This is a genomic window from Ancylobacter oerskovii (assembly GCF_018390555.1).
Classification (GTDB): domain Bacteria; phylum Pseudomonadota; class Alphaproteobacteria; order Rhizobiales; family Xanthobacteraceae; genus Ancylobacter; species Ancylobacter oerskovii.
Window position 1 is genome coordinate 140489 of sequence record NZ_JAHBGB010000041.1, and the last position, 24637, is coordinate 165125.

Sequence of the window (24637 nt, forward strand, 5' to 3'; positions counted from 1 at the left end):
CTCAATCGCGGCCGGGCGCCGGCTTCAGGACGCCGAGGGCGCGCAGATGCTCGAGGATCGCCCGCGCGGCCTCCTCGGGCGTGGGATCGACCATGACCCGCCCGCCCGGGCCGGCGGATTGCGTCGCCGCCTTCAGCCGCTCGGCGGCGCTGGCGCCGGCGGCGGCCGAGGCGATGAGCCGGGGCCGCGGACGATAGGGGCGTTCTTCGAGGGCCGTTCCGTCCTGTGGGGCGTCGATACCTGGCGCGTCCTCGACATGCCCGCTGCGGGCCATGCCGATGGCGAAGCTGGCTGCCACTGGCGCCGCCGGATGCACGGTGACGAGCGCCGGCAGCTTCACCCGCCAGCGCCGGCGGGCGCCCTTGGGCAGCGCCTGGACCGCCTCCAGCACGCCGTCCGCCACCGTCAGCGCCACGACATCGGGAACCAGCGGCCAGCCGAGCGCCTCGGCGAGCTGATAGGGCACGAGCCCGGTCTGTGCCCCGGCACCGGCGCGGCGGCCGGCGAGCACCAGATCGGGTGCGGCGGCGGCGATGGCAGCGGCGAGGCTCGGCAGCGGGTCGTCGCCCTCCGGCAGGCGGCGATGCTCCAGCCGGGCGAGGCCATGGCCGAGCGCGGTGCGCGCCGCCGCGGCATCGGGGCCGGCATATAGCCCGGCGACCTCTTCGGTTAGGCCGCGGGCGAGGGCGATCGCCTGCAATTCGGTCCCTGCCGGCGCGGGTCGGCCGGAGACCGGATGGCGGCCGTCGGACAGGAGCACCAGCGCCTTCATTCCTCGCCCTCCGCCGTCAGGAGCGCGATCAGGGCCGGCATCACCTGCTGCGCGTCGGCGATGATGGCGAGGCCGGCGCGCTCGACCATAGCGGCGTGCAGATCGGTGTTGACCGCCACCACATGTTCACAGCGGGCGACGCCCTGAAGATGCTGCGGCGCGCCGGAAATGCCGAGCGCGAAATAGCAGCTGGCCTCCAGCACGGTGCCGGAAGCGCCGACCTGCGCCGCGCGCGGCATCAGCCCGGCGTCGCACACCATGCGGCTCGCTCCCGGCGTCGCGCCGAGCGCGCGGGCGAGCGCGCGGAACAGCTCGAAATCGGTGATGCCGTTGCCGGCCGAGATCACGAAATCAGCCTCCGCCAGCGGCAGCGCGTCGGCGGCGACCGGCAGGTCCTCTATCGAGAGAATGCCAGTGTGCGGGGCATCGGCGCGGCCTTCGGGAGCCGCAATGGCGCGCGCCTCATGGGGAGCACCGGCATGCGGCAGATGCGCATCCGGCGCGAGGGTGACGAGGCGGGGCGGGGCTCCACGCTGCTCGATGCGGCGATTGGCGGCCGGGCGGGTGGCGAGCCGGGCGGTCAGGCTCTCGGCGCCGGCGAACAGCGCTTCGCCGGTCTTCGCGGCGAGCCGGCGGGCAAGGTCGCCGCCGCCGGCACTTTCAGGCAGCAGCATATGACGTGGTTGCAGCGCCGCGAGGGCGATGGCGAGGGCGGCCGCGCGTGCCGATGGATCACCGCTTTCCGCGTCCAGCGCGACGATGCGGTCGGCGCCGGCGGCGCCGAGGCCGTCAATCTGGCCGAAGCTCAGCACCAGCACCGCGCCGCCGCCGGCATCGGCCAGCGTGCGGGCAGCGCCGAGGAGCTGCCGGTCGAGCGGGGCGAGGCGGCCGCCGGGCGCATCGGGCACCACCGTGACGAGATAGGCGGGATCGTCGACGATACGGATCGTCGGCGCCGCCACCGCGGCGGTGTCGATCGTCGGCAGGGCAAGGGGACCCGCGCGGCCGGTGCGGTCAAGCCGGAGCCGCGTGGTGCCGGCTACGCGCAGGGCATCGATTTCCCGACGCGGATCGCGCCGCAGGCGTCCCGACGTCGGTGGTGCATCGAGCCGCCAGCGCGGCCGTCCGCTGCCGGCGAGGCGGCGGGCCTCGCGCTCCTCGCGCGGGTCGCGGCGCGTCCGGCTCATCGGGGCGCTCCCTGCGGCACGGCGGCCTCGACGGCGGCAAGCACCAGCTCGGCGAGGTCGCGCACCTCGGCGACGTCGCCGGTGACGCCCTCCAGCATCGCCGCGCATTGCGGGCAGGCCACGGCGACGGTCTTGGCCCCGGTCGCCCTTGCCTGTGCCATGCGGATATCCGGGATGCGCCGCTCGCCGGCGATGTCGCTCACCGGCGCGCCTCCCCCCCCGCCGCAGCACATGGAGCGCTTGCCGTGCCGCTCCATCTCCACCCGCTCCAGCCCCAGCCGGTCGAGCAGGCGGCGCGGCGCATCGGTCTCGCCATTGTAGCGGCCGAGATAGCAGGGATCGTGATAGGTGAGCCGTCCGTCCGGCGCCGCTGCGAGCGCGAGCCGGCCATCGGCGGCGAGTTCGTCGAGCAGGGCGCTGTGATGGACCACCTCGTAATGCCCGCCAAAGGCCGGATATTCGTTGCGCAGCACATGCAGGGCGTGCGGGTCGGCGGTGAGGATGCGGTTGAAGCGGTAGCGCCCCAGCGTCGCGATGTTGGCGCGGGCGAGGTCGGCGAAGGTCGCCTCGTCGCCGAGGCGGCGGGCGAGATCGCCGCAATCGCGTTCCTCCGGCCCCAGCACCGCATAGTCGATGCCGGCGCGGCGCAGGAGTTCGACCAGCGCCCGCAGGGTGCGGCCATGGCGCAGCTCATAGGCGCCCGAGCCCAGCCACAGCAGCACGTCGCAGCTGCCCTTCTCGGCGATGAGCGGCAGCGGCAGGCCGGCGGCAAAATCGGTGCGGGCGGCGAGCGCCCGGCCGCCGGGCTCCTCGGCATAACGACTCTCGCTGAGCGGGGCGATGGCCCCCGCCGGCACCGCGGCGAGCTCCATAGTCTGGAAGCGCCGGAGATCGACGATGGCGTCGACATGCTCGATCATCATCGGGCATTCCTCGACGCAGGCGCGGCAGGTGGTGCAGGACCAGATCGTATCCGGGTGGATCAGTGCCCCCGCGCCGACGATCGGCCGTTCCGGCCCACTGACGCCCGCCACCGGCCGGGCCTGCGGATAGTCGCTGCCCCGATAGGCGGGCGGCGCGTCCTTGAAACTGCCGGCGAGGTCCTGGATCAGCCGCTTCGGGTTGAGCGGCTGACCGGCGGCGAAGGCGGGACACGCCACCTCGCAGCGGCCGCACTGGATGCAGGCATCGAAGCCGAGCAGCCGGTTCCACGCGAAGTCCGCCGGCACTGCCACGCCGAGGCGCGGCGCGTCGAGATCGGCCGGGATCAGCGCCGTCGCGCGTTCACCCTCGAAGCGGCCGGGACGCGGATGGGCGGCGAGATGGAGCGCGCCGGCAAAGGCATGGCGCATCGGCCCGTCCGCCAGCAGGCGCACGAGGCCGAAACCGCCGAGAGACGCGACGACGAGGCCCAGCCAGCCGAGCGGACCCGTCAGGTCGAGCACAGCGTCCAGCGCCACCAGCAGCGCGCCGCCGAAATAGCCGACGAGCAGCAGCGGCAGGCGCTGGAAGGCGCCGCCCGACAGCCGCGCCGGCCTGGTGGGATAGCGGCGCCGGCCGACCATTCCGCCGCCGGCGAGCGCGACGAGGAAGGCGATGGCGGCGAGGGCCCAGAGCCACCGCGAGCCGGCGAGCGGCGGCACGAGGCCGAGCACCGCCAGCGCCGAGCCGGCAAGGAGGCCGCCGGCCGCCAGTGCGTGCATGCGGGCCGCATAGGGATCGCGCGCCACGACGTGATGGACGTCGACCAGATAGCGCTTCGGGATGGCGGCGAGGCCCGCCCACCAGTCGACGCTGGCCGGTCGCCCGACGTGCCAGCGCCGCGCCACCCGCACGGCCTCGACCGCCAGCAGGATGGCGAGCGCGACGATGACCAGGCTCAGGGCGGAGGCGGCGTTCATGGGCGTCCGTCACTCGATCGCGGCGCCGGGCGCGGCGTCACGGGTCTCTAGAGGTCCTTGCACAGGCGCAGCGCGTCATAGATCGCCGCATGGATGTTGCGGCCGGTCCAGGCGTCGCCGATGCGATAGAGGGCGTAGCCGTTCGCGCCGGTCCAGCGCTGCGGGCGGCCGGCGACCAGCGCGTCGAGATCGGTCTCGCCATCGTTCACCGAGCCCGCCCGCAGCGACTGGAACAGCCCCTCCACCGGCAGCGTGCCGTAGTCGACCACCACATGGTCGACGACACGCTCCTCCTCGGCGTCGGTCATGGTGTTGCGCAGCGCGGCGACGAGCCGGTTGCCCTCGGGATAGATCTCGATCAGCTCCATGTTCGGCGAGAGGATCACCCCGGCCTTGTAGAGCTCGCGCAGGTGGATCGGCTTGTTGGTGGTGCCGACCTCCTGGCCGATCTGCAGATCATGCGTCGCCATCTCGACGAGGCAACCCTTGCGCGCCAGCACTTCGGCGGTGGAGGCGGCGTTGTGGCCGCCGATCTCGTCATAGAGCAGCACGCTGCCGGAGGGCTCGACGCGGCCGGCGAGCACGTCCCATGTCGTCACCGCCCGTTCGGCGCCCTTGACGAAGCCGGTATGGGCGAGGCCGCCGGTGGCGAGGATCACCACGTCGGGCTGCTCGGCGAGGATCAGCGCGTCGGTCGCCTCGGTGCCGAGGCGGATGTCGACGCCCTTCTTCTGCACCTGCGCAGCGAGCCAGCGCGGGATGCCGGAGAGCGCCTCGCGCCAGGTGGCGCGGGCGGCGATGTTGATCTGGCCGCCCGGCTTGTCGTCCTTCTCGAACAGCACCACGCTGTGGCCGCGCTCGGCGGCGACCCGCGCCGCCTCCAGCCCGCCCGGGCCGGCGCCGACCACCACCACCTTGCGGGCCTTGTCCGCCTTGGCGATGACGTGCGGCATGGTGGCTTCGCGCCCGGTCGCCGCGTTCTGGATGCACAGCGCGTCGCCGCCGACATAGATGCGGTCGATGCAGTAGCCGGCGCCGACGCATTGGCGGATATCGTCGTCGCGGCCCTCGATCAGCTTGCGCATCAGATGGGGGTCGGCGATGTGGGCGCGGGTCATCGCCACCATGTCGACATGGCCTTCGGCGACCGCGCGGGCGCCGGTGGCGAGGTCGGTGACGCGCTGGGCATGGAACACCGGCACCTCGACCTCGCGCTTGATGGCGCTGGGCAGGAACAGGAACGGCGCCACCGGGAACGACATGTTGGGCAGCGAGACGGCGTGGCTCATCTCGTCGCGCGCCTGGCCGCCGATGACGTTGACGAAGTCGACGAGGCCGTCTTTCGCGTAAGTGGCGGCGATCTCCAGGCAATCCTGCTGCGACAGCCCGTCGGCGAGCATCTCGTCGCCGGACATGCGGATGCCGATCACATAGTCACCGCCGGTCGCCTCGCGCATCGCTTCCAGCACCTCGCGGCCGAAGCGCATGCGGTTCTCGAGGCTGCCGCCATATTCGTCGTCGCGATGGTTGACGGAAGGGCTCCAGAACTGGTCGATCAGGTGGCCATGGGCGGCGGAAACCTCGCAGCCGTCGAGCCCGCCCTCCTTGCAGCGCCGCGCGGCTTGCGCGAAGGCGCGCACCACCCGGCTTATGTCGTTCTTGTCCATGGCGCGCGGAATGGTGCGCGAGGCCGGCTCGCGCCGCGCCGAGGCGGAGATGGTCGGCAGCCAGTGTTCGGTGTCCCATTTGGTGCGCCGGCCCATATGGGTGAGCTGGATCATCAGCTTGGCACCATGGGCATGCACCCGCTCGGCGAATTGCTGGAAGTAGGGGATCACGCTGTCGTCGGCGACGGAGATCTGTGCCCATGGCGTCGCCGGGCTGTCGAGCGCCACCGAGGAGGAGCCGCCGAACATGGTGAGGCCGATGCCGCCCTTGGCCTTCTCGGCATGATAGAGCTGGTAGCGCTCCTGCGGCTTGCCGTCCTTGCCATAGCCGGGGGCATGCGAGGTCGACATCACCCGGTTGCGAATGGTCAGGCCCTTGATGGTCAAGGGTTTGAGCAAGGCCTCGGCATTGGGGATCATGTGGCGGCGCGCGCTCCTCACACCGGTCCATTGGACGATCGTGCCACGATAGGTCGCGTCCGGCTATGGCGGACAGAAGATTTTCGCCATGCCGCTGGAAGCGTTGCGACGAGGGCCCCGGAGGGCCGTCACCGTATCAGCCGCAGGAGGGCGGTGGGGCCGGCGAGCAGCAGGATGAGGATCGCCAGCGGCACGCAAAAGACGAAACCGACATATTTGAAGCCGAGGGCGCCGACGATGCCGCCGGCGAAGAACAGCATCACGAACATCGTCAGCAGCTTCAGCTTCTCGCGGTCGGCATAGATCAGCGGCAAGCCGGGCTGCCGCCGGCGATTATGGTTGAGATAGAACAACTTGCCGAGTTCGATGCCGAGATCGGTGACGACGCCGGTCATGTGGGTGGTGCGGATCTTGGCGCCGGAAAGCTTGGTGACGGTGGCGTTCTGCAAGCCCATGATGAAGCACAGCACGGCCACCGCGGCGACCAGCGCGAGCGGCGAGCGGTGGGCGAGGTTGCCGAGCACGCCGAAGGCGAGCAGCAGAAAAGCCTCCAGAGTCAACGGGATGGCATATTCCCGCCCGGCCTGGTGCAGGCGCGCCCAATTGACCAGCGCCGCCGAGGTGGCGGCACCGAGCACGAAGGGCAGCAGCGCGCCGACGCCGGCGACGACCAGGCCGGAAGCGCCGATCACCGCATTGTCGGCCATGGCCGAGATGATGCCGGACATGTGCGAGGTATACTGCCCGACCGCCAGGAGGCCGCCGGCATTGGTGGCGCCGGCCACGAAGGTCATGGCGAGGCCGAGCCGGGCATCGGCGAGCGGCGTGCGCTCGGAGGCCAGCATGCCGGCGGCGAAATGCGAATAGCGGTGGGCCAGCCGCTGCTGGTCCGTGGAGGTTTCGGGCGCGGTCATCGGCAATCAGCGCGGCGGGGCCGCGTCCATCGGCAGGCGGGAAGGCGGCGGTGGAACTCCCTCAACGCCTTGACTTAATGCCTTTGCCGCCTCCGCGCCACAGCTATTGCGGCATCAGGAGCCGGTCCGTTCGGCGCGCGGCGGGCGGCCGAAATGGCGGGCATAGGCGGTGGAGAAATGCGCCGCCGAGCGGAAGCCGCAGGCAAGGCCGACATCGGTGACCGGCAGCGTCGACAGACGGAGCAATTCGCGCGCGCGATCAAGGCGCAAGCCGAGATGGTAGGCGGTCGGCGTCACCCCGAGATGCTGGCGGAACAACCGTTCGAGCTGGCGCGGCGATACCTCGATGTGCCGGGCGATGGCGGCAATGCCGGGCGGATTCTCGAGCGTCGCCTGCATCAGGCGCACGGCGCGGGCGAGAGAGGGGTCGGGCAGCGGCGGACGGGGGCGGGCGGAGGGGCGGCGAGCCAGCGTGCCGGGCTCCAGGATGAACTGTTCCGCCACCCGGTCGGCGACATCGCGGCCGCAGCGGGCGGCGATCAGGGCAAGCATCATGCGCATCGGGGCGACGCCGCCGGTGCAGGTGAGGCGATCACCATCGATGACGAAGGGGGCTTCGATGAAGTCAACATGCTGGAATTCCTCGCGAATGGCGGCGAGGTTCTCCCAGTGGATGGCGCAGCGGCGGTGGTCGAGCAGGCCGGCCTCGGCCAGCACGAAGCTGCCCGTGCAGAGAGCGCCGAGCGCGATGCCGCGCCGCGCATGACGCCGCAGCATGTCGGCGACCGCCGGCAAGGCGGCGTGGCGGATGTCGATGCCGCCGCAGACCAGCAGCAGGTCGACCTCCTTCGCGGCGGCCAGCGGGCGCGAGGGAGAGAGGGTGAGGCCGTTGCTGGCCGCCGCCGGCCGCGTATCGGAGGTCAGGATCTCCCAGGAATAACTCTCTGATTCCGAAACGTAATTCGCCATCCGCAACGCTTCGAGCGCGTTGACGGTCGCCACCATGGAATGGTTGGGCAGGGTGAGGAACCCCACCGAGGAGATGCTGGCGAGATCGGGAGCCGGGCGCATGCGATCATTTCCTGAAGCGTCCCGCGCCAAGCGGGCTGCTGTCAAAAATCCCATTCCTCGACATGCGGAAGCAAGAAAGCCGCCGCAAAAATGTCCTGACGGTCGACATCAATAGGCAGGTTCATATCGTTCGTGTGGGATATTGTCATGTCATTGTCTTCCTTGGGTTTTCGGAGCTGGGCGCGGCGTGCGGCGCTGCCGTTCGGATTCGCCCTGGCGGTGACCGCCGGTAGCACGGTATTGATGCGCGCGGCGATTTCCACCAGCGAGGAACCGGCTTCGCAGCCCGTGGCGCGGGTGATCCTGCCGCCGCCGGCCGAATCCGCCCCGGCCGCCCATGGCGGCCATCCGGCGCCGACCTATGTCCGCGCCATCGAGTCGGATGCGGTATATGCGCCGCCGAAATCGGAAAAAACCGTTTCGACTCATAAGGTTGAGGGTGCCGTGCCGTCGGCGGCCGTTGCGGCGCTGCCTCAGGGCGTGGAGCGTTTCGACCGGTGTTCCGGGGAGTGCGACAGCCGCGATCCGCTGATCGAGCGCGCCAGCTACCCCCAGGGCGCGCCGGCACCGGCCTACGAGGTGGTGGGCACCCCGGCGCCGCAGGAAGACAACGCCTTGTTTTCGCTGCCGAAATGGGAAGACGGCGTGGAGATGGTCGACAGGGCCAAGGCGGCGGTGGTGTCCGCGGGCACGGAGGCGGCGGGCACGCTGAAGAAGGCCGTCGACGGCGCCTCGGATTTTGCCACCGGCCTCGTGCGACCGGGCTCCGCCTCGGTGCAGTGAGGTGTACGATCGGGCCGATCTGTCCGGTCCGACCGGCCTTCACGCGCGGTGAGGCCGATCGGAGGCCGGATCAGCGATCCACCACCAGGTCGGAGGTCGGCTTCGAGCAGCAGAGCAGCGCCATGCCGGCATCGATCTCGCGCTGGCGGATGCCGCCGCCATGCTTCATGTCGACGGTGCCGGAGGTGAGCTTCGACTTGCAGGTGCCGCACAGTCCCTTCGAGCAGGAGGAGGGCAGGCGCACCCCGTTGCGGCGGGCGGCATCGAGCACGAACATGTCCGACCGGACCTCGATGCTGCGGTTCTGCTTGGCGAAGGTGACGGTGTAGGTGGCGACCTGCGGCTCGGCGGCGTGCGCCTCCCCTGCCGCCTCCGTCTCGACCACCTCGGCGGCGACGTCCGGCTCGGCCCTGGCGAGCTCCGCGAAGTCGAAGCTCTCCTCGTGGTGGCGGGCCATGTCGAAGCCGGTACCCTTCAGCATCTCGCGGACCGCCGCCATGAAGGGCGAGGGGCCGCAGACGAAGATCTCCCTTTCCTTGTAGTCGGGCGCGACGTGGTTGAGCAGGCCGAGATTCAGCCGGCCGCGCAAGCCGTGCCACGGCTCGAACGGGCTGTCGGCCTCGCAGATCGGCGCGAAGCGGAAATGGCCGGGCTGGTTGCGGGCCATCAGCTCCAGCTCGTCGCGGAAGATGATGTCCACCGGCGAGCGGGCGGCGTGCACGAAGACGATGTCGCGCGGCTCGGCGAGGTCGTGGAACGAGCGGGCCATCGACATCAAGGGGGTGATGCCGGAGCCGCCGGACAGGAACAGATAGCGCGGCGAAGGGCCGGGCGTGCCCTGCGCGAAGCAGGAGAAGTCGCCCATCGGCCCGACGGCGCGGATCACCGATCCCACCTTGATATGGTCATGCAGGAAATTCGACACCGGGCCGCCGGGCACCCGCTTCACGGTGATGGAGAGGGTGTGCGGGCGGGTGGGCGTCGAGGAGAGCGTATAGCAGCGGTGGATGGTCTCGCCGCCGACCTCCAGCTCCAGCGTGACGAACTGGCCGGGGGCGTAGCGGAAGACGCAGGGGCTGCGCGGGGCGAGCACGAAGGTCTTCACATCCGGCGTCTCGTCGCGCACCGCGCGCACCACCAGCGCGTCATCGGCCTCCGGGTCCCATTGCGGGAGCGAGGCGGCGAGGCGCGGGGCCGCGGGATCGGGCGAGGACGTATGGGTCGGGGCGCTCATATGTCGATTGTCCTGAAGCGACCTCATCCTGAGGTGCGAGCGAAGCGAGCCTCGAGGGAGGCTAGTCTCGGGGGTCTTCCGTTTCAGCATCCTTCGATGCCGCCTCCGGCGGCACCTCGGGATGAGGGCGTCTTGTGAACTGCGCGGCTTCCTCTCCCCATTGGGGAGAGGAAAGGTGCCGGTCCTGGCCGCCGGGTGGGAGATCTCCGGCGGAGTAGCCCCCTCTCCCCATTGGGGAGAGGGAGGAAAGATTTAACTCCGCCTTGCGGGACGTCATGGCCGGGCTTGTCCCGGCCATCCACGTCGTCGTTCCCATCGGAGCTCCCGTTCCAAGGCGTGGATCCCCGGACCAGGTCCGGGGATGACGGCGTTCCGGTTCGGGGCGGCCAGGATGAGGCGGGCGGGGTCGGGAGGACGGATGGGCGGCTCCCACCACCTCACCGCCCGATATGGTCCTGCATCCGGCCGACATACCAGTTGCAGAACTTGTCCACGAGCATCTCGGTATGCGGGGAATAGGGGCCGGGCTCGTAGGCCGGCGAGCGGGCGCCTTCCTGGCAATAGCCGACCAGGGTCGAGTCCTGGTCGTTGGTGGCGTCCCACACCGCGACGAGGTTCTCGACGTCGTAGTCGACGCCCTCCACCGCGTCCTTGTGCACCAGCCATTTGGTGCGCAGCAGCGAGCGCTCGGCATCGAGCGGCAGCACCGAGAACACCACCGCGTGGTCGGACATGAAATGGTGCCAGGAGTTCGGCTGCGTCCAGAAATGCAGCGCGCCGTGCCGGGGATCGTTGATCTTGCCGAGCAGCTTCCGGCACGCCGCCTTGGTGTCGCCGGTGTGGCTCTCGCCGTCGCCGGCCAGCGGCAGCCGCTCGGTGCGGAAGCCGGTGATCATGTCGTCGAGATGCTCCATCATCGTCGAGGGGAAGCCGCAGCTCTCCCATTCGCGATGCGAGGAGGTGATGAGCCGGGCGTAGTCCTCGGCCTCCTTGCGGCCGTGCTCGTCGAGCTCCTCCGGCGCGAAGCCGAAGCCATAGGCGAAGAGCGGCACGGTGAGCTCGGGATGGTTGCCCGCGCAGTGATAGCACTCGCGGTTGTTCTCCATGGTGAGCTTCCAGTTGCCGGGCTCGATGATGTCCTTCTCGAAGGCTACCTTGGCGTTCTTCAGGTCGTGCGGGGCGAGATAGGGCGCCATCTTCGCCGCCATCACGTCGAAATCCGCCGGCGGGTCGTCGGACAGGCAGATGAAGATCAGCCCTTCCAGCGAGCGCACATGCACCGGCTTCAGCCCGTGGCAGCCGGGATCGAAATCCCCGCCCATATGCTCGGCGAACAGGAGCTTGCCGTCGAGGCCGTAGGTCCAGGAATGATAGCGGCAGACGAGGTTGCCGACCGTGGTCTTGTAATCCAGCACCAGCCGGGCGCCGCGGTGGCGGCACACATTGTGGAAGGCGCAGACATTCATGTCGTCGTCGCGGGCGATGATCACCGAGGCGGTGCCGATCTCCACCGTCATGGCGTCGCCGGCCTCGGGGATGTCCGGCTCGACGCCGACGAAGATCCAGTGATGGCCGAAAATGATGTCGAGATCGGCCTTGAAAATCTCCGGGCTGGTGTAGAAGGGAGCCTCGAGGCTGTGGCCGGGCTTGCGCCGGCGCAGCAGGGCTTTCAGCGGCGTATCGGTGGAATCGAGCATCGCAACTCTCCCTCGCAACCTGCGCCCCGGGCCGCCTCCGGCCCGGCGCCGGCGGCGTGGCTTCCGGCGCATGTTCCCGGTTGCTGGATTGGAATTGTTCGACCAAGCGGGCGGCGTGACTTTCACATTTGCGACGCGGCTTTTCCTTGGAGCGACATTTGCCGGCAGCATGGCGGGCAGGGTGAGCTTTTGGGCAGGCGCCGGCCGGGCAAGGCACGCCGCTCGCGCGATCACGGAGACGGCCGCATGAACACCCCGCTCGAATCCTGGCTGTTCTGGGCGGTGCTGTCGGCGGGCTTCGCGGCGCTGACCGCCATCTTCGGCAAGGTGGGCGTGGAGAATGTCGGCGCCGACTTCGCCACCTTCATCCGCACGCTGGTGATCCTCGCCGCCATCAGCCTGATCCTCACCGCCTCCGGCGGCTGGCAGGGGATCGGCACGATAAGCCCGCGCAGCGGCCTGTTCCTGGTGCTGTCGGGGCTGGCCACCGGGCTGAGCTGGGTGTGCTATTTCCGCGCGCTCAGGATCGGCGACGCGGCGCGGGTGGCGCCGGTCGACAAGCTCTCGGTGGTGCTGGTGGCGGTGTTCGGGGTGATCTTCCTCGGCGAGAAGCTCTCCGGGCCCAACTGGCTGGGCATCGCGCTCATCGCCGCCGGGGCGGTGCTGGTCGCCTATAAGGGCTGAGCGCCGCCGGTGGCGGCCGGCGCGTTCACCGCACCCGCTCGATCAGCTCCATGGCGGCGTGCGGGTTGCGCAGCTTGTGGCCGCTGATGACGAACAGGAAGGTCTCGCGCGGGACGACCGGCGCCGGCTCGGCGACGAGCCAGTTGCCGAGATCCGGTGGGGTGCGCCCTGCCGCCCAATGGCGGGCGCGGGCGGCCCAGCTGTCGAGCTCGGCCTCGGAATAGCCCTTCGGATGGTCCTCGCGCGTGCCCATGATGCGGGCATAGACGAAGGGGGCGGTGAGATCGGCGATCAGCGGATGCTCGCTGTCGCCGGCGATGACGATGCCGACGCCGTGCTCGCGGGCCAGAGCGACGAAGTCCTTGTTGGCGAAGCTCTCGTGGCGCACCTCGACGACGTGGCTGAGGGCGCGGCCTTCATGGGTCTTCGGCAGCAGCGCGAGGAAGGCGGCGAAGTCGTCGGGGTCGAACTTCTTGGTGCCCATGAACTGCCAGTTGATCGGGCCGAGCTTGTCCTTCAGCTCGGTGATGCCGCTGGTGACGAACTTCTCGATGGAGGAGCCGGCTTCGGCGAGCACGCGGCGATTGGTGGCGAAGCGCGGGCCCTTCAGCGCGAAGACGAAGCCCTCCGGCGTCTCGTCGTGCCATTTGGCGAAGCTTTCCGGCTTCTGCGAGCCGTAATAGGTGCCGTTGACCTCGATGGCGGTGAGCTTGCCGGCGGCATATTCCAGCTCGCGCTTCTGGGCGAGGCCGTCGGGATAGAAGCTGCCGCGCCAGGGCTCGAAGGTCCAGCCGCCGATGCCGATGCGGATGGGGGCCGGTGTCGTCATCGCGTCCTCCTCGCGTGGGGAGGGCGATCCTAGGGCAGAGGGAGGGCGGTGGAAATCCGAAACGGACGCGCGGGACGGATCAGTCCCCGGAAGGGACGGTGTTGGCGACGAGGAGATCGGCGGCGACGCTGCGGGCGATGACGAGCCGCGCATTGGGCAGGTCGTTGCCTTCCAGCTTGGCCGCGAGGCGGGCGTCGTCATAGCCGAAGCCGCGCCAGCGGGCGGCGAGCCGTGCTTCCAGCACGTCGAGCGGCACGTCCAGCATCACGGTGAGGTCGAAGCGGGGGCGCAGCCCCGCCCAGGCGGGATCGTCGAGCAGCAGGTAATTACCCTCGACCAGGATGAGGCGCGCCTCCGGCCCGATGGCGCGGGCGCCGGCGCGGGCGATCTCCAGCTCGCGGTCGAACACCGGCACCACCACCTCGCTTCCGTCGTCGCGGCGCAGGCGGTCGAGCAGGACGGCGAGGCCGTCGACGTCGAAGGTGTGCGGCGCGCCCTTGCGGGCGAGGTGGCCGCGGGCCTCGAGCAGCCGGTCGTCGAAATGGAACCCGTCCATCGGCAGGATCTGCGCGAGGCCAGGGGCGGCACGGTCGAGGCGCTCCTTCAGCGCCTCGGCGAAGCTGCTCTTGCCGGCGCCCGGCGCGCCGACGATCCCCACCATGGTGCGGGGGCCGCGCTGGCGGGCGAGCAGCGCCTGCGCCAGGCCGGCGAGGGTGGTGCGGGCGGGGGCGCTCATCTCAATCGAACAGGCGCTGGCCGGCGAGGCTGGAGGCGACCGGAGCGGTGTCCGCCATGGCGGTGCTCACCCGCGCATCGGTGGGGGTGAAGCCGTGCAGCGCCTTGAACTGGCGGGAGAAATGCGCGCAGTCCGAGAAGCCGGATTCGAGCGCGATATCGGTGATGGAGCGACCGGTGGTGTCGAGCAGGAAACGGGCATAGCGCAGCCGCATCAGCCGGTAGAACTCCGCCGGGCGACGGCCCATCACCGTCTGGAACAGCCGCTCGAGCTGGCGGGTGGACAAATGCAGCCGCCGGGCGACGTCGGCGATGGGCAGCGGGTCGGCCATGTTCTGCTCCATCAGCAGCAAGGCGCGGCGCACGCGGTCGTCGGCGACGAGATCGGCGATCGGCGGGTGCGGCTGCGCCTGGTTGCCGGGGCGGGCGCGGTCGAGCAGCAGGACGTGGCGGCTCTTCTGGGCCAGCGAGCGGCCGAGATGCTTCTCGATCAGCGCGGTGGCGAGATCGGCGGTGCCACCGCCGCCGGCGCAGGTGATGCGGTCGCCGTCGATGACATAGAGCCGGTCGGCCACCGGGTGATGGTGCGGGAACTCATCGAGGAAGTCCTGGTAGTGATACCAGGAGACGCAGCAGCGCCGGCCGGTCATCAGCCCGGCGCGGGCGAGCACGAAGGAGCCGGTGCACACCCCGACCAGCGGCACGCCGGCCTTCGCCGCGCGCTTGAGATAGGCGACCGCCTCGTCGTCGAGCTGGGCGCCGGTGTGCAGCAGGCCGCCCACCACCACGATGTAGGAGAACTGCGCCGGATCGACGAAGGGCCCGGCGGGGGCGATGGTGACGCCGCAGCTGGCGCGGATCGGCTCGCTGCGCGAGGCCATGATGCGCCAGCGGCAATGGATGGGGCGCGAGCGGTCGCCCTCGTCGGCGGCGAGGCGCAGCTGGTCGACCAGCAGCGAGAAGGCCGACAGGGTGAAATTGTCGGTGAGGATGAAGCCGACATTCAGCACGGGCTGACCGGGGACCTTCGCGGGGGGGAGGGGTGTGTGCTCGCTCATGCCGGTCGCAATGCAGGTTTCGCGCCGGAGAATAGCAGAGATTGCCGGATCGTGGCGATGGGCACGGGGAGTTGTCGTCCGCCGCCCCCTCCTGGCCGGGAGGGGGCAGGGCAGATCTCCCTCAGGCGAGCTCGCGCCGCGCCTCCTCCAGCAGGCCCCAGACATAGGGGGCGAAGGAGCGCCAGACCTCGAGGCGGAACCGCTCCGGGGCCTCGCGCAGCAGCACGATCTCGGCCTTGGCGAACACCGTGCGGGTCGACATGCCCACCGGGAAGGCGGCGGTGTCGAGATCGAGCGGGCAGCCCTGGTTCAGCACATAAGCGGCGCGCGGGCCTTCCAGCGCGATGCCGAGCGAACGGTCGGAGACGTCGACCAGCGCATGCGGCAGGCCGGCGAGCGCGGTTTCCAGATCGGCGAACAGGGCGGCGGGATCGGCCTCCTCGGCGAGCAGCAGCCACTCGTCCGGCCCCAGCCAGGCGGCGAGGCGGGTGCCCGAGCGGGTGAAGCGGCAGGCCGTCCGCGGCAGATCGACGCCGAAGGCGGCCCCGGCCGGGCCGATGGCCGCCTCGCGGCCGCGAAAGGCGAGGCGGGTGCAGGGCGGGATCGCCGACAGGCGGGCGGCGGCGATATCGGGAACGGCGGCGGCGAGGGCGCCGAGCGGGAACAGGAGGTCAGACATCGAGGCGGGCTCCTTCCGCGTCGTAGAAGACCGGGTCGACCACCTCGACCGGGATGGCACCCTTCGGCATGGGCACCTGCAGGGTCTGGCCGAGGCGGGCGCGCCCGCCCTTGACCATGGCCAGCGCGATGGAGCGGCCGAGGGTGGCGCTCATATAGGAGGAGGTGACGTGGCCGAGCATCGGCACCGGCACCGGCGCGTTGGGGCTGGCGACCACCTGCGCGCCTTCCTCCAGCACCACGGCGGGGTCCCTGGTCAGGAGGCCGACCAGCTGCTTGCGGTCCGGCAGGAAGAAGGCGGCGCGGTTGAGCGAGCGCTTGCCGACGAAATCCTTCTTCGCCTTGCCGACCGCCCAGCCGAGATTGACGTCGTCCGGGCCAGCCGTGCCGTCGGTTTCCTGGCCGACGATGATGTAGCCCTTCTCGGCGCGCAGCACATGCATGGTCTCGGTGCCGTAGGGCGTGATGCCGAACGGCTCGCCGGCCTTGAAGATGGCTTCCCACACCGCGCGGCCATAAGCGGCCGGCACGTTGACCTCGAAGCCGAGCTCGCCGGCGAAGGACAGGCGGAACAGCCGCGTCGGCACGCCGGCGATGCGGCCTTCGGCGACGCTCATATTCGGCATCGCCTCCCTGGACAGGTCGATGCCCTCGACCAGCGCGGCGAGCACCTCGCGGGACTTCGGCCCCTGCACGGCGATGACAGCCCATTGCTCGGTGGTGGAGGTGAGCCACACGTCGAGATCGGGCCACTCGGTCTGGAGATAGTCCTCCATATGGGCGAGCACGCGGGCGGCGCCGCCGGTGGTGGTGGTGACGTGGAAGCGGTCGGAGCTGAGGCGGCCGACCACGCCGTCATCCATCACGAAGCCGTCCTCGCGCAGCATGACGCCGTAGCGCAGCCGGCCGGGGGCGAGCTTGGTCCAGGCATTGGTGTAGATGCGGTTCATGAACTCGGCGGCGTCGGGGCCGACCACCTCGATCTTGCCCAGCGTCGAGGCGTCGAAGATGCCGACACTCGAACGCACCGCCTTGCACTCGCGGGCGACGGCGGCGTGCATGTCTTCCCCGCGATTGGGGAAGTAGAGTGCGCGCTTCCACAGCGAGACCGGCTCGAACACCGCCCCGCGCGCTTCCGCCCAGCCATGGATGGGGGTGACGCGGACGGGATCGAACAGGTCGCCGCGCGCGGTGCCGGCGAAGATGCCGAAGGTGGTGGGGGTGAAGGGCGGGCGGAAGGTGGTGAGGCCGATCTTCGGCACGCTGGTTCCGAGCTGCTCCGACACGATGCCCAGCGCATTCATGTTGGAGGTCTTGCCCTGGTCGGTCGCCATGCCCGTGGTGGTGTAGCGCTTCACATGCTCGATGGAGCGCATGCCCTCGCGGGTGGCGAGCGCGATGTCCTTGGCGGTGACGTCGTTCTGCCAGTCGACGAAGGCCTTGGCGAAGGCCGGGTTGCGGCCGTGCGGGACGGCGCCGATGAAGCCGTCGGCGCCGGTCTCCGTCGCCACCACGCCGAAGGCGCGGCTGCCGGTGGCGGCGGTGCCGGCGGCCGAGCTTTTCAGGGCCTCGGCGGCGGCCTGTTCGCCGGCATGGTAGCCGTCGGCCAGCGCCGCGGCGAGGCCGTAGCGGCCGCGGCAGGCGCCGGCGGAACGCTCGCGCTCGGCTGACTGGCCGGGCAGATAGGCGCCCAGCGTCTCGTCCCAGGCCAGCTTGCCGCGCGATTGCGAGAACAGGTGCACCGAGGGCGTGAGGCCGCCGGACATCAGCACCGTGTCGCAGGCGACGGTCTCGTTCAGGCCGACCTTGCCGTTCTTCACCTTGGCGAGCTGCGCCGCCTTCACCCGCAACCGGCCGGCGGTGCCGGTGACGACGGTGGAGGGCCGCACATCGATGCCGGCGGCCAGCGCGCGGGCCGGCCAGTCGCCTTCCGGCGCGGCGCGCAGATCGGCGATGGCGGCGATGGCGACGCCGCCGGCCGCGAGCTCGAGCGCGGCGCGGTAGCCATGGTCGCCGGCGGTGAAGACCACCGCCCGCTCGCCGGGCTTCACGCCGTAGCGGGCGAGGTAGGTACGGGCTGAATCGGCCAGCATCACGCCGGGGCGGTCGTTTTCCGGGAACACCAGCGGGCGCTCCAGCGCGCCGGCGGCGATCACCACCTCCTTCGCCCGCACCTGCCAGAGCCGCTCGCGCGGCAGGCGCGGATCCGGGTCGGCGAGATGATCGGTGACGCGCTCGGCGAGCGCGATCATGTTGTGCGGGAAATAGCCGAAGGCGGTAGTGCGCGGCATCACCGTCACCCCGGCCGCCGCCAGCTCGGCCAGGGCGTCGGCCAGCCATTGCGTAGCCGGCTTGGTATCGACCATGGCGTCGGCCGCGGCCAGCAGCGAGCCGCCGGGCTCGGCCTGCTCGTCGACCAGGATGGTGCGGGCGCCGGCGGCCGAGGCGGCGAGCGCCGCGGCGATGCCGGCCGGGCCGGCGCCGATCACCAGCACGTCGCAATGGGCGTAGTGCTGGGTGTAGCGGTCCGGGTCGGGCAGGGTCGGCGCCTTGCCGAGGCCGGCCATGGCGCGGATCTTCGGCTCGTAGAGGCGCTTCCAGGCGCCCGCCGGCCACATGAAGGTCTTGTAGTAGAAGCCGGCCGGCAGGAAGGGCGCGAACAGGTCGTTCACCGCGCCGGCGTCGCGGGCGAGCGAGGGCCAGCGGTTCTGGCTCTCGGCGGCGAGCCCGTCATAGAGCTCCACCTGGGTGGCGCGCAGGTTCGGCGTGACGCGGGCGGCATCGCGCCTCACCTCGACGAGGGCGTTCGGCTCGTCGGAGCCGGCCGAGAGGAGGCCGCGCGGGCGGTGATACTTGAACGAGCGGCCGAGGAGATGCACGCCGTTCGCCAGCAGCGCCGAGGCGAGGGTGTCGCCGGCATAGCCGGGATAGTTCTGCCCGTCGAAGCGGAAGGTGAGCGGCGTGGCGCGGTCGATGCGTCCGCCGGACGGGGTGCGGAAGGGGGCGGTCATGGCCACAACTCCGAGGGTAGGTGTACCTCTCCCCGGTGGGGAGAGGTCGCCGCGCAGCGGCGGGTGAGGGGGAACGACATCGGGAAGCCAAGAAGTCCCCTCACCCCAACCCTCTCCATCGAAATCGGATGTATCCGATTTCGACCATTCCAGAGGCCGAACTCGGCAACAGCCGAGTTCGGTGCGGGGAGAGGGGGAAAGAGGCTGCTCATTTCGCTTCCCGTTCGGCATCGGGCCACGCCGGACTGGAAGGCGTGGATGGTCGGGCCGAGCCAGGTTGTGACGGCGTTTGTCGGCGCAGGAGAAGCCGAAAGGTGTCGAGCGTCGCTCATTTCGCCTCTCCCTCGACATCGGGGCGGGGTTCGCCGGCCTTGTAGGTGGTGACGAAGAAGTCGCTCACCGTGTCGCGCAGCGCGTTGAAGAAGCGGCCGCAGCCATGGACGTGGCGCCAGCGTTCGGCGTGGCGGCCCTTCGGATTGGTGCGGTTGTAGAGGAAATCCGCCCATTCCTGGTCGGACAGCGCGGAGGGATCGGCCGGGCGGGCGACATGCGCCTCGCCGCCATAGGCGAACTCGATTTCCGGGCGTTCGCCACACCAGGGGCAGGTGATGATCAGCATCAGCAGGCTCCCGCGCTGTTCGGCTCCCGCATCCCGCGAGGCTCGCGGCGCGAGCCCCTCGGGATGAGGTGGTTCGGGTTTGAAAAAGGAACCTCGTCCCGAGGCGCCCGGCGGCTCGCCGGGCCTCGAAGGAGGGTCATGGGAGAGCATGCCATCCTCGCCTCCTCAGTGCGCCACCGCCGCCGCCGCCGCCTCGTCGATGAGGAAGCCGTCACGGAAGCGCTCGATGGTGAAGGGGGCGTTGATCGGGTGTGGCTCGTCCTTCGCGATGGTGTGGGCGAAGACGTGGCCCGAGCCCGGCGTGGCCTTGAAGCCGCCGGTGCCCCAGCCGCAATTCACGTAGAGGCCGGGAACCGGGGTCTTGGCGATGATCGGCGAGCGGTCCGGCGTCACGTCGACGATGCCGCCCCAGTTGCGCAGCATGCGCAGCCGCCGGAACTGCGGGACCAGTTCGCAGATGGCGTCCAGCGTGTGGGTGGTGACGTGCAGGGCGCCGCGCTGCGAATAGGAGGTGTAGGCGTCGGTGCCGGCGCCGATCACCATCTCGCCCTTGTCCGACTGCGAGATATAGGCGTGGATGGTGTTGGACATGACGACGGTCGGGAAGGCGGGCTTCACCGGCTCGGAGACCAGCGCCTGCAACGGGTAGCTCTCCAGCGGCATGCGTACCCCGGCCATCGCCATCACCACCGAGCTGTGGCCGGCGGCGGAGACGCCGACCTTCTTCGCCCGGATGAAGCCCTTGGACGTCTCGACGCCCTCGACGGCACCGGACGGGCCGCGGCGGATGCCGGTGACCTCGCAGTTCTGGATGATGTCGACGCCGCGGGAATCCGCCGCGCGGGCGAAGCCCCAGGCCACCGCATCGTGCCGGGCGGTGCCGCCGCGCCGCTGCAGGGCGCCGCCGAGGATCGGGTAGCGCATCGAGGTGATGTTGAGCGGCGGGCAGAACGCCTTCACCTCTTCCGGCGACAGCCATTCATTGTCGACGCCGTTGAGGCGGTTCGAATGGACGTGGCGCTTGAAGCTCTGCACGTCGTGATGATTATGCGCCAGCATCAGGACGCCGCGCGCCGAATACATCACGTTGTAGTTGAGATCGGCGGAGAGGCCTTCCCACAGCTTCACCGCGTGCTCGTAGAGGGCGGCGCTCTCGTCGAACAGGTAGTTCGAGCGCACGATGGTGGTGTTGCGGCCGGTATTGCCGCCGCCCAGCCAGCCGCGCTCGATCACCGCGACATTGTGTATGCCGTGCTCCTTGGCGAGATAATAGGCACAGGCGAGGCCGTGGCCGCCGGCGCCGACGATGATCACGTCGTATTCCGCCTTGGGTTCGGGCGTGCGCCATTGCGGCTGCCAGCCCTTGTGGCCCCCGAAGGCGCGACGGATGAGATTGAGGCCGGAGAAGGTCTGCATGGGATCGTCCTCGCCCGGAATGAGCGCGATGACCGCCATGCTGTACCGATGCCGCCGCCGGAGCGAGCATCTTTTGGGCGCTGACGTTGAACGGATGCGACATGGGAAAAACGACGCCCGGAAACGGGTGCCCGATGGCGGCCGCCTTCATGCCGTCAATGTGATCTGCGCTACTGCCGCCGCGGGGAAGGCGGCCGGGCATCACCTTGCGGAAGCCATGTTCGGACCCTACCTCGCTCCCGACGCAGAAGGAAACCGAGCATGTTCGACCCCCGCAGTTTCGACGCCAAGCGCCTCCTCGACCAGTTCCTCAGCCCGCAGCAGCCGGCGGGCGGGCAGGTGCCGGCGCGGACCGGGCAGCCGGGCGGCGGCAGTCCGCTCGACGGCATTCTCGGCCAGCTGGGCTCGCTCGCCGGCAGCTTCGGCGGCAGCAAGCCGGCCGCCCGCAGCCCGAACGGCTTCGGCGGCACGCATCCCCCCGGAGCCCGGCCGGCCGGCGTGCGCGACGCCCAGCCCAAGGATACCCAGGATGCCCAGCCGCGCGAGCCGCAGCCGCGCGACGCCGGAGACCTGATGGGCCGGGCCAAGGACTATCTCGGCACCAATGGCGGCTCGCTGGCCTCCGGCGCGGCGGCCGGGGCGCTGGTCTCGCTGGTGCTCGGCTCCAAGAGCGGGCGCAAGATGGCCGGCAATGCGGTGGCGCTGGGCGGCCTCGCCCTTGTCGGCACGCTCGCCTACAAGGCCTACAACAACTACCGCAACGGCGAGGCGCCGCAGCAGACCACCGCCGATGTCGCCCGCAACCCGGTGCCGACCCCGGCGCAGCTGCCGCCGCCCAACTCGCCCTTCAACCCGTCGCAGACCTCGGACACGCAGCTGCCGCTGACGCTGCTGCGCACCATGATCGCCGCCTCGCTGGCCGACGGGCATATCGACGATGCCGAGCGCGTCGCCATCGCTGCCAAGCTGAACGAGAGCGGGGTCGCCGATCTGGGCGAGACCGAGCGCTTCCTCTCCGACGAGCTGGCCAATCCGGCGAGCGTCGAGACGCTGGCCCGCACCGTGACCTCCGAGGAGGAGGCGGCGGAGGTCTATATGGCGGCGCTGCTCGCCATCGACCCGGATTCGACCTCGGAACGCGCCTTCCTCGCCCGGCTGGCGCTGGCGCTGCAGCTCGACCCGGCGCTGACGCCGCATCTGGAATCCGCCGCCCGCGCCGCCCGGCAGGGCTGAGGGAGCCATCGCCCGTGAGGCCGGCTTCGGCCGACGCTCATGGGCAGCGCGCCCTGGCAACGCCTCACGGGCAACGCTTCGTTAAGGTTAATCGACGCTTAAGCAATCGCGGCGAGACTGCGCTCCAACTTTTGATTCCGGCGGCCGGACGCCGGAGGAGTGCAGGAGCGGTTCGCATGGGTATCGATCGGCGATGGAGGCAGGGCCTCGCGGCTCTCGGGCTGGCGACGGGGCTGGCGGCCGGGCTTGCCCTGCCGCTCGCCGGTGTCGCGCAGGCCGCCGATCCCGTCGCCGCCGATCCCGCCGCCGTGGATGACCTCTCCGCCGACGACCTGCTGGCCAAGGCGCCGCAGATCGAGGAAAGCCGCTTCTGGTATCTGCGCGTCGATGCCGGCTATGTCTTCAACGAGACGCCGGACGGCGTCGGCGGCGGCGGGCTCGACGATGCCGCGCTGGTCGGCCTTGGCATTGGCGGGCGCTTTTCCGACTGGCTGCGGCTCGACCTGACCGCCGACTACCGCATCCGGGCGGACTACGCCCTCGGCGGGGTTTCTGGCGACTATGGCGTCGCCACCCTGCTCGCCAATGCCTATGTCGATCTCGGCAGCTGGAACGCGCTCACGCCCTATATCGGCGCCGGCATCGGGCTCGGCTATGCCGACCTCGACGCGCCGGGCTACGGCTCCGGCTGGGGGCTGGCCTGGGCGGCGATGGGCGGCGTCGCCATCGACCTCGCGCCGAACTGGCAGCTCGACCTCGGCTATCGCTATCTCGCGCTGGAGAACATCGATCTCGGCGGCGGCCTGCCCGATATCGACCAGGCCGCGCACGAAATCCGCATCGGCCTGCGCGTGGCGATCGACTAGAGCCGTTCCGGCGAACTCCGGTTCACCGGAAAGGATCCAGGTTCTTGTTTGGACGCGTTTTCTTCACGCGAACCGGATCCCACTCCGCTCGAAAACGCTCTAGCCGGCCGGCGACGGATCGGCCGGGCCGGCGGTGCGCCGCATGCGATGGAGGATGCGGTCGCCCAGGAAGACCTGGTGCACCGCCACCATGGCGACGTGCCCGGCGATGAAGGCCAGCAGCGCCCAGGCCAGCGGGCCGTGCAGCGCATTGGCCGGCGCCATCAGCCACTCGATCTTGGTATCGGAGGGGGCGAAGAGCTCGACGCCGAACGGCGCATAGCCGCGCCCCGAGCCGTAGAGCCGCGCCAGCGCCAGCGCCGGCACGACGACCATCAGCGCGTAGAGGCCGGCATGGCCGAGGCGGGCGGCAAGCCCGAGCAGCCCGCCGTCATAGGGCGGGCGATGCCGGCGATTGGCGAGCGCCCAGCCGAGCCGCACCACGACGAGAAGCAGCAGCAGCACGCCGAGGGTGGTGTGGCTGCCGACGAAGAAGCTGACCACCGGCGTGCGGCCGAGCGTGGCGCGCAGGATCATGCCGAGGAACTGCCAGGCGAAGAGCAGCGCCATGCCCCAATGCAGCGCGCGGCTGACGGTGCCGTAGCGCAGGGCGTTGTCGGTCAGGGTCGGCTGGTCGGCGGCGGGCATCGGGGCAGCAGGCATGAGGTCTCCGGCGGATATGAACGACGCCTTACTAGCGTTCCCGCGCGCGCCGCGAAATCACCCGGAGAACACGATGCGGTGTGATGGAACCGCAGCGGCGGTCCGCCCGTTGTCTCGCCGGCGCCGTGGGCGCCGTCGTCAAAAGGGGATCGCGGCCAAGGCCGGATCAGGGCCGGCGCCGTCGCAAAAGGGAGCTGAGACGTTCCATGGAAGATACACAGATCGGATGGATCGCCGCCATCATCATCGGCGGTGTCGCGGGCTGGATCGCCTCCGGGGTGATGAAGAGCGACACCGGAATTTTCGTGAACATCGTGCTCGGGATCATCGGCGCCGCCGTGGCGAGCTTCCTGTTCAGCTTCCTGGGCGTGAGCTTCGGCGGCTGGCTCGGCTATCTGGTGGCCGGGATCGTCGGCGCCTGCATCCTCATCTGGGGCGTGCGGGCGGTACGGGGATCGTCCGCGGCGTGATGCAACGCAGCATCGCGGCGTGACGGCGCGCCGCACGTCCCGGCGTCGATCGAGGTATTCAGGTGTAGTGCAGATCGATCGACGCCTTGGCGAGGCTCGATTCGCCCGGCGCCGGAGCGGCGCCGGGTGATTCGCGGCGACGCCGCGAATCCGGTTCGATTATTGAAGCTTATTTTGCGCGGCCGCCCAGGCCGGCCCTTCGCCCGCTTCCACATGCAGGACGGGAGTGACCTGCTGCGCGGCGATTTCCGCAAGGTAATTGATGGCGCTGCGGATCTGCGGGATCAGCATCGATATGTCTCGCTTGATGAGGCAAAGGTCGATGCCGACTTCCTCGAGCGCCAGAAGATGCGATTTCTTCAGCGGGCGCTCGCCCTTTTCCATTTCCACATAAGCCTGCGGCGGCAAGCCAAGACGATCCGCCAACGTTTCCTGGCTCAGGCCCCAATTCAGGCGCATGGCGACGAGATCATTTGCGTTCATCTGCCTATTTCCCGTGCGTCGAAAATGGCCGGTCGACAAGCTCCCGGATTCGAATACAGGACGGCTTACCTCTTCGTGAACGGGCGCAAGATCTTCCGATTTCCGGTTCGGAGAAATAACTCCGGCCGGAATCGCAACGATCTTGTCCAAAAAGAGGCGCAAACCTGATGTCGAGAACCAGGAAAGCTGCGTCATTTGCTGCCCTCA

At 70.1% G+C, this 24637-nt stretch carries 23 protein-coding genes; 5 read left to right on the forward strand and 18 right to left on the reverse strand.

Features of this window, described 5'->3' with window-relative positions; translation table 11 throughout:
• Position 1: 1 nt before the first annotated feature.
• The 7 genes from KHC19_RS19315 to KHC19_RS19345 all read right to left on the reverse strand — a co-directional run bounded on the left by KHC19_RS19315 (position 2) and on the right by KHC19_RS19345 (position 8195).
• Entirely contained in the window at positions 2-772 is a 771-nt protein-coding gene (locus tag KHC19_RS19315; RefSeq protein ID WP_213354496.1) for an electron transfer flavoprotein subunit beta, read from the reverse strand.
• Positions 769-1959 (reverse strand): electron transfer flavoprotein subunit alpha/FixB family protein, encoded by a 1191-nt coding sequence (locus tag KHC19_RS19320; RefSeq protein WP_213354498.1) that lies wholly within the window; start codon positions 1957-1959, stop codon positions 769-771. Before KHC19_RS19320 ends, KHC19_RS19315 begins: the two co-directional genes overlap by 4 nt.
• Positions 1956-3860, reverse strand: coding sequence for a (Fe-S)-binding protein (locus KHC19_RS19325; RefSeq protein WP_213354500.1), 1905 nt, complete (start codon positions 3858-3860; stop codon positions 1956-1958). Before KHC19_RS19325 ends, KHC19_RS19320 begins: the two co-directional genes overlap by 4 nt.
• Positions 3861-3907: 47 nt before the next feature.
• A complete protein-coding gene (locus KHC19_RS19330) occupies positions 3908-5947 on the reverse strand; it encodes an NADH:flavin oxidoreductase (protein WP_213354502.1) in 2040 nt (679 codons plus the stop codon).
• A gap of 128 nt (positions 5948-6075) precedes the next feature.
• The gene (locus tag KHC19_RS19335) at positions 6076-6861 is read right to left on the reverse strand and encodes a YoaK family protein (protein WP_213354504.1); all 786 of its coding nucleotides are present in this window, start codon (positions 6859-6861) and stop codon (positions 6076-6078) included.
• Between the two features lie 114 nt (positions 6862-6975).
• A complete protein-coding gene (locus KHC19_RS19340; RefSeq protein ID WP_213354511.1) occupies positions 6976-7932 on the reverse strand; it encodes a GlxA family transcriptional regulator in 957 nt (318 codons plus the stop codon).
• 41 nt (positions 7933-7973) lie between these two features.
• On the reverse strand, positions 7974-8195 hold the full coding sequence (locus tag KHC19_RS19345) for a hypothetical protein (RefSeq protein ID WP_213354513.1): 222 nt from the start codon (positions 8193-8195) through the stop codon (positions 7974-7976).
• On the opposite strand from KHC19_RS19345, the gene KHC19_RS19350 reads away from it, so the two are divergent.
• Positions 8176-8715, forward strand: a complete 540-nt coding sequence (locus KHC19_RS19350) for a hypothetical protein (RefSeq protein ID WP_213354515.1) — start codon at positions 8176-8178, stop codon at positions 8713-8715. The genes KHC19_RS19345 and KHC19_RS19350 overlap by 20 nt on opposite strands.
• A gap of 70 nt (positions 8716-8785) precedes the next feature.
• Here the strand turns inward: KHC19_RS19350 and KHC19_RS19355 are convergent, their stop codons facing one another.
• Together KHC19_RS19355 and KHC19_RS19360 are read right to left on the reverse strand one after the other, a co-directional pair.
• Positions 8786-9949 (reverse strand): FAD-binding oxidoreductase, encoded by a 1164-nt coding sequence (locus KHC19_RS19355; RefSeq protein WP_213354517.1) that lies wholly within the window; start codon positions 9947-9949, stop codon positions 8786-8788.
• 437 nt (positions 9950-10386) lie between these two features.
• On the reverse strand, positions 10387-11646 hold the full coding sequence (locus KHC19_RS19360; protein WP_213354524.1) for an aromatic ring-hydroxylating oxygenase subunit alpha: 1260 nt from the start codon (positions 11644-11646) through the stop codon (positions 10387-10389).
• Between the two features lie 246 nt (positions 11647-11892).
• Here KHC19_RS19360 and KHC19_RS19365 point away from each other — a divergent pair, with 246 nt between their 5' ends.
• Positions 11893-12330, forward strand: a complete 438-nt coding sequence (locus KHC19_RS19365; RefSeq protein ID WP_213354526.1) for an EamA family transporter — start codon at positions 11893-11895, stop codon at positions 12328-12330.
• A gap of 25 nt (positions 12331-12355) precedes the next feature.
• On the opposite strand, the gene KHC19_RS19370 is transcribed toward KHC19_RS19365, so the two are convergent.
• The 7 genes from KHC19_RS19370 to KHC19_RS19400 form a co-directional block, all read right to left on the reverse strand.
• Positions 12356-13159 (reverse strand): DUF72 domain-containing protein, encoded by an 804-nt coding sequence (locus tag KHC19_RS19370; protein ID WP_213354530.1) that lies wholly within the window; start codon positions 13157-13159, stop codon positions 12356-12358.
• Positions 13160-13238: 79 nt separating this feature from the next.
• On the reverse strand, positions 13239-13895 hold the full coding sequence (locus KHC19_RS19375) for a nucleoside/nucleotide kinase family protein (RefSeq protein WP_213354532.1): 657 nt from the start codon (positions 13893-13895) through the stop codon (positions 13239-13241).
• Between the two features lies 1 nt (position 13896).
• Positions 13897-14952: a GlxA family transcriptional regulator gene (locus KHC19_RS19380; RefSeq protein ID WP_213354534.1), complete on the reverse strand. Its 1056-nt coding sequence runs from the start codon at positions 14950-14952 to the stop codon at positions 13897-13899.
• Between the two features lie 121 nt (positions 14953-15073).
• Entirely contained in the window at positions 15074-15631 is a 558-nt protein-coding gene (locus KHC19_RS19385; protein ID WP_213354536.1) for a sarcosine oxidase subunit gamma, read from the reverse strand.
• Positions 15624-18641 carry a sarcosine oxidase subunit alpha family protein gene (locus KHC19_RS19390; RefSeq protein WP_213354538.1) on the reverse strand — a complete coding sequence of 1006 codons (3018 nt, stop codon included), beginning with the start codon at positions 18639-18641 and terminating at the stop codon, positions 15624-15626. The genes KHC19_RS19385 and KHC19_RS19390 overlap by 8 nt, the downstream gene beginning before the upstream one ends.
• Positions 18642-18969: 328 nt before the next feature.
• Positions 18970-19260, reverse strand: coding sequence for a sarcosine oxidase subunit delta (locus tag KHC19_RS19395; RefSeq protein ID WP_213354540.1), 291 nt, complete (start codon positions 19258-19260; stop codon positions 18970-18972).
• A 165-nt stretch (positions 19261-19425) separates the two neighbouring features.
• A complete protein-coding gene (locus KHC19_RS19400) occupies positions 19426-20676 on the reverse strand; it encodes a sarcosine oxidase subunit beta family protein (RefSeq protein ID WP_213355148.1) in 1251 nt (416 codons plus the stop codon).
• A 261-nt stretch (positions 20677-20937) separates the two neighbouring features.
• On the opposite strand from KHC19_RS19400, the gene KHC19_RS19405 reads away from it, so the two are divergent.
• Both KHC19_RS19405 and KHC19_RS19410 read left to right on the forward strand, forming a co-directional pair.
• Positions 20938-21909 (forward strand): tellurite resistance TerB family protein, encoded by a 972-nt coding sequence (locus tag KHC19_RS19405; protein WP_213354542.1) that lies wholly within the window; start codon positions 20938-20940, stop codon positions 21907-21909.
• 176 nt (positions 21910-22085) lie between these two features.
• Complete coding sequence (locus tag KHC19_RS19410) at positions 22086-22775, forward strand: outer membrane protein (protein WP_213354544.1); 690 nt, start codon at positions 22086-22088, stop codon at positions 22773-22775.
• A 99-nt stretch (positions 22776-22874) separates the two neighbouring features.
• On the opposite strand, the gene KHC19_RS19415 is transcribed toward KHC19_RS19410, so the two are convergent.
• Complete coding sequence (locus tag KHC19_RS19415) at positions 22875-23477, reverse strand: cytochrome b (RefSeq protein ID WP_246549178.1); 603 nt, start codon at positions 23475-23477, stop codon at positions 22875-22877.
• A gap of 206 nt (positions 23478-23683) precedes the next feature.
• Between KHC19_RS19415 and KHC19_RS19420 the strand changes: the two genes are divergently transcribed.
• Complete coding sequence (locus KHC19_RS19420; RefSeq protein ID WP_213354546.1) at positions 23684-23947, forward strand: GlsB/YeaQ/YmgE family stress response membrane protein; 264 nt, start codon at positions 23684-23686, stop codon at positions 23945-23947.
• Positions 23948-24106: 159 nt separating this feature from the next.
• Here the strand turns inward: KHC19_RS19420 and KHC19_RS19425 are convergent, their stop codons facing one another.
• Positions 24107-24625, reverse strand: a complete 519-nt coding sequence (locus KHC19_RS19425) for a helix-turn-helix domain-containing protein (RefSeq protein WP_213354548.1) — start codon at positions 24623-24625, stop codon at positions 24107-24109.
• Positions 24626-24637: the final 12 nt, after the last annotated feature.